Annotated in this window: 8 protein-coding genes; all 8 read right to left on the reverse strand. The window is 68.5% G+C overall.

What is annotated here, in order from left to right; translation table 11 throughout:
- The coding region (locus tag Q0W90_RS21550; protein ID WP_297776477.1) for a transposase at nt 1–234 on the reverse strand (234 nt) is incomplete at its 3' end.
- A 50-nt stretch (nt 235–284) separates the two neighbouring features.
- Nucleotides 285–680, reverse strand: a complete 396-nt coding sequence (locus Q0W90_RS21555; protein WP_297776479.1) for a tyrosine-type recombinase/integrase — start codon at nt 678–680, stop codon at nt 285–287.
- Nucleotides 681–698: 18 nt separating this feature from the next.
- Complete coding sequence (locus tag Q0W90_RS21560) at nt 699–1,193, reverse strand: hypothetical protein (RefSeq protein WP_297776482.1); 495 nt, start codon at nt 1,191–1,193, stop codon at nt 699–701.
- Between the two features lie 83 nt (nt 1,194–1,276).
- On the reverse strand, nt 1,277–2,059 hold the full coding sequence (locus Q0W90_RS21565; RefSeq protein ID WP_297776485.1) for a hypothetical protein: 783 nt from the start codon (nt 2,057–2,059) through the stop codon (nt 1,277–1,279).
- 82 nt (nt 2,060–2,141) lie between these two features.
- Complete coding sequence (locus Q0W90_RS21570) at nt 2,142–2,288, reverse strand: hypothetical protein (RefSeq protein WP_297776487.1); 147 nt, start codon at nt 2,286–2,288, stop codon at nt 2,142–2,144.
- Between the two features lie 2 nt (nt 2,289–2,290).
- Nucleotides 2,291–2,506 carry a hypothetical protein gene (locus Q0W90_RS21575; RefSeq protein ID WP_297776490.1) on the reverse strand — a complete coding sequence of 72 codons (216 nt, stop codon included), beginning with the start codon at nt 2,504–2,506 and terminating at the stop codon, nt 2,291–2,293.
- Between the two features lie 415 nt (nt 2,507–2,921).
- Nucleotides 2,922–3,476: a hypothetical protein gene (locus Q0W90_RS21580; RefSeq protein WP_297776491.1), complete on the reverse strand. Its 555-nt coding sequence runs from the start codon at nt 3,474–3,476 to the stop codon at nt 2,922–2,924.
- Nucleotides 3,473–7,543 carry an RHS repeat-associated core domain-containing protein gene (locus tag Q0W90_RS21585; protein WP_297776494.1) on the reverse strand — a complete coding sequence of 1,357 codons (4,071 nt, stop codon included), beginning with the start codon at nt 7,541–7,543 and terminating at the stop codon, nt 3,473–3,475. Before Q0W90_RS21585 ends, Q0W90_RS21580 begins: the two co-directional genes overlap by 4 nt.
- Nucleotides 7,544–7,582 lie beyond the last annotated feature (39 nt).

Consider the following 7,582-nt stretch of genomic DNA (forward strand, 5'->3'; position numbering starts at 1 on the left):
CTCCTGCTCAAGGAGGCGGATCCGCTTCTTCGCCTCCCTCAACTCGGCCATCTCACCTGCGCTCGGACCGGGCTTGATCCCCTCGGCGCGGTCCGCGGCGGTCAGCCAGTTCTGCAGACACGACTCGCTGACCCCGAAGTCGCGGGCGACCTGGGCGATCGTCACCCCAGCCTCGCGGTTGCGGGCGACCCGGATGACGTCCTCTTTGAAGTCCTTCGGAAACGGTTTCGGCACGGCAGACATCCTTCCAGCGGCACCTCCCGGCACCACAGATCAGATGTCACCTATCCGTGCAGCAGTCCCGTTGGGCGGACCAGGTCGGTGTAGTGCCCGACCCAGGTCAGCGCGCGTTGCCCGATCGGGACGTAACGGTCTTTGCCGCCTTTCCCGTGTCGGACGAACAGCGTGTTGCGGGCGTGGTCGAGGTCCCAGGTCTGTAACGCGATGAGTTCGGCGCGGCGGATCGCGGTGGAGTAGAGCACTTCGAGGATCGCGCGGTCGCGCAACCCGAGCGGTGTGGTCACGTCCGGTCCGGCGAGTGCCGCTTCGGCTTCTTCCGCGGTCAGCGTCGCTTCGGGTAGTCGTCGTTCGGCTTTCGGCAGGATCAAGCCTGCGGCGGAGTCGAGCGGGACGTGTCCGTGGCTAGTTAGCCAGGCGAACAGGCCTTTGACGGGGGTCATGCGCCGCAGTGGCCCGGCTCACCGTTGTGCCAGCGGCACGTAGGCAGCGGCGAGCCGCGTGATGTCGGCGTCAGTCACGTGGAAGGCGCGCACTCGCAGCGCCTCGGCGCGGCCGTCGACCATCACGTATCCGACGCCCGGCGTCGCGGGGTCGATCCCTTCGCAGATCGCGCCGGCGTCACGAGCCCCAGGCCCAAGCACCATCGACACTTGCGATGACTCGGTCAATCGCAGGGCGATGCGAATCGTCGCAGCGACAGGATCTCCTTGCTGGGTCTTGGCTGCACGCCACGACGGTGATGGCGAGCGCTCTCCCTTGGTCAGGATCAGCCCGAGCAGCCGTTCGATCTGGGCGGCCTTCTTGCGGTCGATGCCGTAGCCGGTCAGCGCCGCGATCTCGTCCACGACGATGACGATCAGCGGGTCGGCGACGCTGGGCATCAGGAGCCGGTCCCCCGACTGACGCAGCCGCTCGGCGCGGTCATATATCACCTCGACTGCCTCGCGCAGCATCGCGGCGATGTCCTCAGGGTTGTATGCGAAGCGGTGAAACAGCCTGCGGCCCGCAGCAAATTCCGCGCCCCCCTTTGGGTCAGCTACCGACGCCTGCACGACGCCGCTTCGAATCCAGCCAGGGAGGCGAGCAGCGACCAGGCGACCGAGCCTTTGCCCGAGCCGGTCGCCCCCGCGATCAACACGTGATTGCCGAGCAGTCGCAGCAGCCACGGGCGACCGGTTTCAGTGCCTCCGATCGTCTGCCCGTCTCCGCCAGCCGCCGGCAGCGGGAGCGCAGCGGCGAGCGTGTCGACCCGAAACACCTCCAGCCACACACAGCCGGGCCTCGGGGAGCTGACCCGCACCATCCGCGCGCCCAGGGCGTGGCGAAACGCCTCAGCCCGCACCGCCCAGTCGGCCGTGGCCTGCCCGGCGAGCAGCTTCACCTCCAGCCGGTCCATCACCGAGGTGACGTGCACGCGGCGTAGCCGGGGCACCCGCGCCCCATTGGGGACCGTCCGGGTCAGGCCATGCACGTCGCGCAGCTCCGCCCAGCCGCGCTCGTAACGCCACCAGCCCATCGCCCGGTCACGAACCGGCATGAAGACATAACGGGCGAAGCTGCGTGGCATGCTCCACCGCCAAACCGCGAAGCCCAGCGACAGGAAGCCAGCGACGACCAGCCCGCCGACCCAGCCCGAGCAGCACGTCACGTAGCCGGTGAGCAGCACCGCAAGCATCGACACCGGGCAGGCCGCGACGACACGTAGCAGCCGCCACACCAACAACCCGACGTACTTCAGGGTCTGGCCGACCACGACGAGCAGCGCGTCGAGCAGCTCCGCCAGCGGATCGGCGGAGCGGTCATTCGATGCAGGCGACATCAGAACTCCTCTTTTCGATCAAGCAAGGGAGGGCGGACCGGTGGGGCCGCCAGTTGTCGAGCAGCCCCACCGGTTCAGGAGGTCAGGCGCGGCGCGATGCGCTCGGCAGCGCCTCGTCGGTGCGCGTCGCCGAAGCCGCCATCTCGCCGGCAACCCGGATCGCCTTAGCCCGGTACGCCACGCCAGACCGGCCGTCGCGCTCCCACGGCTGCTGAACGAGCTCAGCCAAGGTCAGCTTCGCGCCGAGATCACCGAGTCGTCCGGGCTGTCGACGGTGACGATCCGCAGAATCTCGCTGCGGCGGTCTGCGCCGACCACGACCACCTGGTGACGTAGGTCGGCCGGCCGGTCTCGCGGTCGACGATCGGCTGGCCGCGGTCGTCGGTGCGGCTCCGGAGCCGAGGTGCGCAGGATGGTCGCACCCGTGGTGTCCACGATTGCTCGCATTGGATCGGTCCCTTCAGGCTGGGAGCCGGCACGGCGCCGAACCCCTCGGTCTTGGTTATGACGGGGCAGGCATCGCAGTGGCACAGCCAGCGCGGGACCACGGAATGCGGCGAAGCCGAACGGCCATCGCAGACCAATGCCGATACCCACGTGGTTCGCTATGGCGGGCCCAGCCGGCCAGTGGCCCAGCACGCCGCGTCGTGACGAGCTTCCGACGGAACCGGGCATCGACCCGCGACAGCTCCGCACACCCGACCGCAACTCAGTACGGGAGCGCCCAGACTCCAACAGTGGCGGCGGCGCGGCGCGCCGCGCTCAGCCGCTCCGCGCGCCGTCAGCGATCAAGCCGACCCGGACAGCGTCCTCGTTCAGCCGGTCAAGACGCGGGCCGCGGACAAATTCTCAGTACAGATCTCTAGAGAGACGCCAGGACGAAGCCCTCGCCGTCGTACGCCCCTGCGACGATCGCGCGCACGACGTACGCGCCCTGCCCGATCGCATCAACGGGGCACCGATCGGCGGCGTTCGCAGCCACCCCATCCACGACAGCCATCAGATAGGCAAATGCCGGGTCGGCCGCGCGCAAGGCCGCGGAGAGAGCATCCTCTCCGGCCCCGATTTCCTGCAGCAGGTAGACCTCGTCTCCGCAGTTCGCCGTGGTCTGGCCGCGGGTTTCTTGCACCAGATCCGCGGGCTTGGCCAAGGGCAGCCCAAGAATGGCCCATGACTTCGGGTATCGCGATGCGAGCGCCTGGGCGAGAGCGTCGATCGTGCCGTTACGGCGTCCCATCCCAACGCGAAAGGAAGAGATCTCGGCCGCGGAAGCCTCGCCAGGCACAATCGCCTGGAGGGTCGGGGTCCCGCGTCGCACTAGGCCCGCGACAAGTTGCCCGAGGGTCATTCCTTGCTCGCCCAGCTCGATGAGATAGCGGCTGCCGCCGTCTGGGGCCGAAACGACACGCGCCGTCATCTGGGTTTCACCGTCCCATCGGGATACATCCGGTAGAACGTGCCATCGGGTGCCCGATAGTCGTAGTGGGGTCCGACCGGATCCGGATGAGACAAGTCTGGATGGAGACTCTCGCCTGTTGACGGGTTGTACCAGGCGCCATTCGGGCCGCCGGGGGGTTGCTGGCCGCGCCACTCCCACCCTGGTCCTGGCGGTTGCGCCGGATCGTTGAAGTTGGGCGAGCCTGACTTGGGACCCCCAGCTGGCGGTAGCTCATCATCACCACCTGCGGCGCCGAGCCCGTAGGTCGCGACAACGGTTGCGGCAAAGCCGACGAGCTGCTGCGCATAGTTTTGCGGCACGGTGCACGACGCGCCTGGCGAGATCCAGTTCGCGATCCTGTCCGTAATGCCGAAGCTCGCGCCGCGGAAGATGTTGACGACCGAGTTCGGAATCGTGCCGGGATGGAATCCCACGCAGAGCGGCCCGATGCAGAACAGCCCGCTCGGATCGCTGCCGTCGATTGGATCCCCGGCGGCATATGAATACGGCTGTCCGGTGAGATCCTCCAAAGGATCTCTGGTGAGGAAGGTCGCAGTCTGCGGGTCGTAGTAGCGGGCTCTGAGGTAGTACAGCCCGCTTTCGTTGTCTTCATACTGCCCGTCGTAGAGCAGGTTCGTGCTCGCGGACCCTTGGTGCAGGGTGGTGCGCCCGTACGGGTCGTAACCGTAGGTGGCGGTGACGGCGCCATGGAGGTCGGTGAGCAGCCGGGTCGAGCCTTGCTGGTCGTGCCCGAAGAACATGGTGCCGGGTTCGGGGGTGAGCGCGAGCAGGATGGTTTGCAGCTGCGCGGACTGAGAGCTGGTGGAGGTTTTCGTCCCGGTCAGCCCGCCCGCGCTCAGCGCGTCGCCGACGGCAGTGTCGATGGTGGCGTCGGTGTTCTCGTCTTGCTTGGTGATCCCTGATGGCATGGTCCAGCTGGGTGTGAGGTAGCTGTTGCCGGCGGCGTCGATGAGGACGAGTTCGTCGCCGCTGCTCGCGGCGATCGAGGGTGCGGTGATGCTGGTGGCTGCGTTCGCGCTAGAGGCGTGGGACAGCCCGGCGATCGGGTCGGTCTGGTCGACTCCCCGGTAGGCGACCGCGGTCAGTGTCTTGGCCCTTCCCTGGGTCGGGGTATAGGTGACGGTGGCGCTGTCCTCGCCACCGGCGGCGGTGGTGCGGAAGACGGTGGTCCGCTCACTCGCCCCGCCGGAGAACGTCGTCGCACCGCCGTAGGTGTAGGTGCCTACCGTGGTGTAGCCGGGGGGCGGGGTGGGCGCCTGGGTGGTGGTGTCGCCGTTGGCGACGAGCAGGATCTGATCGCCTTGCTGCACCTGCGCGCTGAAGCCCACGGTCAGTGACGGCGCGTTCCCGGTGCTGTCGATCGTGCTGCCGGTCGCGACCCGTCTGATCGCCGCTGGCGCCGCGATCTGCTCGATCGGGGTGTCACCGGGGCCGTAGAGGTAGTCGGTGGCGCCGTCAGACAGCAGCAGCGGCACCCCCGCGGTGACCGTGTCGTATGCCTCGTCGCTGGTCGCGCCGCCGACCGTCTTCGCGGTCCGCAGCCCGTCGCCGTTGTAGCTGTAGGAGGCGATGTCGGCCGGGTCGCCGTCGGTGTAGCGGACGAGCCGGTCGGCCTGGTCGTAGCCGTAACCGATCGGGGCGCCGCCGTGAGGGGTGAGCACTGTGCGGTCCCCGGTCGGGCCATAACTGAAAGCGGTCGGGGCGGGTCGCAACGCGACCAGCGCGGTTTCCAGCGCGCCGAGAACGCTGGTCGTGCTGGTCCGTGAGCCGGTAAGCCCGGCGTGGGCGGCGGGCTGGTCGGCCAGCCCCGCGGCAATCGCGGCGACCGAGCTCTGCACCTCTTCGGTCATCGCGGGCGGCGCGGTCCACGACGCCGCCGAAGCGTTGTCGGTCTCGGCTTGCAGCACCACCAGCTGCTCACCGGCAGCGTCGGCCGTGATCTGCGGTGCGGTCACGCTGGTCGAGGTGACATTCGCGGTGCCGGCGGCGGAGAAGGTGTCGATCGGGTTGGCCGGGTTGACGCCGCGGTAGACCGCGGCGAGCACCGTGAACGGCTTGAGGTGCGGCTCGGTGTAGGTGACGGTGGCGCCGGTCTCCGCGCCGCTCGCGGTGCGGCGCAGCAACGTCAAGCGGGTGTTGTTGTCCCCGCCGTCCCAGGCGCCGACCTGGGTGTAGCCGGCGGCTCCGGCGGCTTCCCCCTTGTTGCCGACCACCTCGAGCAGGATCTGGTCGTTCACCCGCACCCCGGAAAGCGCCACCGTGCTGCTCGTCGACGTCGGGGTGCTGTCCGTCGTCGACGCGGTGCCGACCAGGCGGATCGGCGCGCCGGTCGCGGTCTGCAGCTCACCCGCCGCGTCGAAGGTCTGGCTGACGCCGTCGGCAAGCCCTGTGGGGTTGTCCGCGGCGTCGTAGCCGTAGCTGCCGGCGCTCGACCCACTCACATACGAGTCGATCTGGTTCAGCGTGTTGTAGTCGTAGGACTCACTCGGCGCCCCGGCGGTGCCCGTCGCGGTCGCGGCGGTCAGCTGCCCGTTCGGGTTACGGGTGTAGCCGTAGCCGGCCAGCGTCGTGCCGCTGCGCGTGTCGGTGAGCGTCGTCATCCGGTCGTCCCGGTCGTAGGTGACCCCTTCGGCCACCGTATTCGGGTAGTCCGTGGATATGAGCATCCCGTCGGCGTCGTAGCCGAACGTGGTCGTCTCGCCGTTCCAGTCGCTCACCGACGTCAGCCGCCCGGCGGGGTCATAGCCGCGTGTCACGGTCTGGCCGTTCGGGTAGGTCAGCGCCGTGACGTTCCCGGCGAGGTCGTAGCCGTAGGCCACCGACTTCCCGGCCCCGTCGACGGTGTCGGTGAGCCGGCCCGCCGCGTCGTAGGAGTAGTTCGTAGTGGCGGTCCCGTCGGTCATCGACACTCGCCGCCCGTCCGCGTCATAGGCGTAGGTCACATCGGGGGTGGTCAGGTCGCTGTAGTCCAGGCCGGTCAGCCGGCCCGCAGCGTCGTAGGAGTAGATGGTGGTGGCGCCCACGGCGTCGGTGAGGCTGATCCGCCGGCCTGCCAAGTCATAGCCGTACGTCGTGGTGATCCCCCCCGGCGCCGTCGCGGTCGGCGGAGATGTCGTCGAGACGAGCTCATCGCGGGCGTCGTAGCTGTAGCCGGTCGCATCGCCCGCGCCGTCGACCTTCGCGGTTACATTCCCGTCGTCGTCATAGGTGGACGTCAGCTCGGTGCCATCCGGGCGCGTCGTCGTCGTCAGCTCGCCGTCGGCGTCGTAGTGGTACGTCGTCGTGTTCCCACGGGCGTCGGTCAGCGACGTCCGGTCCCCGTTGCCGTTGTAGGTGTAGGACGTCGTCTCACCCCGCGGGTCGGTCGTCGACAGCACCTCGCCGTCATCGTCATATGTGGAGCTCGTGGTGTAGTCCGACGGCGACGCGCCGGAGGCGTTGCCACGCGGGGACACCGATGAGTACAGCCAGCCGACGTGCGACCGGCACCCCGCACCGGCCAGCGTACACGTGTAGTCATACGTCATCTCATCCCCGTCGGGGTCGGTGACGCTGGTGCGCTCCCCGAAGGAGTCGTAGGTGTAGTCCGTCGTCTTCCCGCGCGGGTCCGTCACCGTCGTCACATCACCCGGATGCGCCGAATCGCCATACGTATAGGTCGTGGTTGCGGTCTGCCCGCCATCCAGCGGCACCGCCGACGACAGCAGGTTTCCGTCGCTGTCATAGCTGTTCGTCGTGGTTACGCCCATCGCGTCGGTGGCCGACGTCGGTTCGTCGAACCGGTTATACGTCCAGGTCGAGGTGTTGCCCAGCGGATCGCTGCGGCTAGTCACATCCCCTGCGCTGTCATACGTCATGGTCGTCGTGTTACCGAGCGGGTCGGTAATGCTGTCGGGCTGACTGACCCTCCGGTCGTAGTCGTAGCGCCAGACGGCCTCGTCAGCCGTGCCCTCCGCGTCGGTGCGCCGCACCAGCATCCCGAACACGTAGTGGTAGACGGTGGCGATCCCCCGTGGGTTCGTCACGGTCACCGTCTCCGTCGCATCACGGCCGGCGGGGTCTGC

It is taken from the genome of Mycobacterium sp., from assembly GCF_025933915.1.
Taxonomy (GTDB): Bacteria; Actinomycetota; Actinomycetes; order Mycobacteriales; family Mycobacteriaceae; genus Mycobacterium.

What these genes read in the sequence shown, in the direction of transcription:
- Q0W90_RS21560 (WP_297776482.1), bottom strand. Translation starts at nt 1,193, where the DNA reads ATGCTGCGCGAGGCAGTCGAGGTGATATATGACCGCGCCGAGCGGCTG.
- Q0W90_RS21565 (WP_297776485.1), bottom strand. Translation starts at nt 2,059, where the DNA reads ATGTCGCCTGCATCGAATGACCGCTCCGCCGATCCGCTGGCGGAGCTG.
- Q0W90_RS21575 (WP_297776490.1), bottom strand. Translation starts at nt 2,506, where the DNA reads ATGCGAGCAATCGTGGACACCACGGGTGCGACCATCCTGCGCACCTCG.
- Q0W90_RS21555 (WP_297776479.1), bottom strand. Translation starts at nt 680, where the DNA reads ATGACCCCCGTCAAAGGCCTGTTCGCCTGGCTAACTAGCCACGGACAC.
- Q0W90_RS21580 (WP_297776491.1), bottom strand. Translation starts at nt 3,476, where the DNA reads ATGACGGCGCGTGTCGTTTCGGCCCCAGACGGCGGCAGCCGCTATCTC.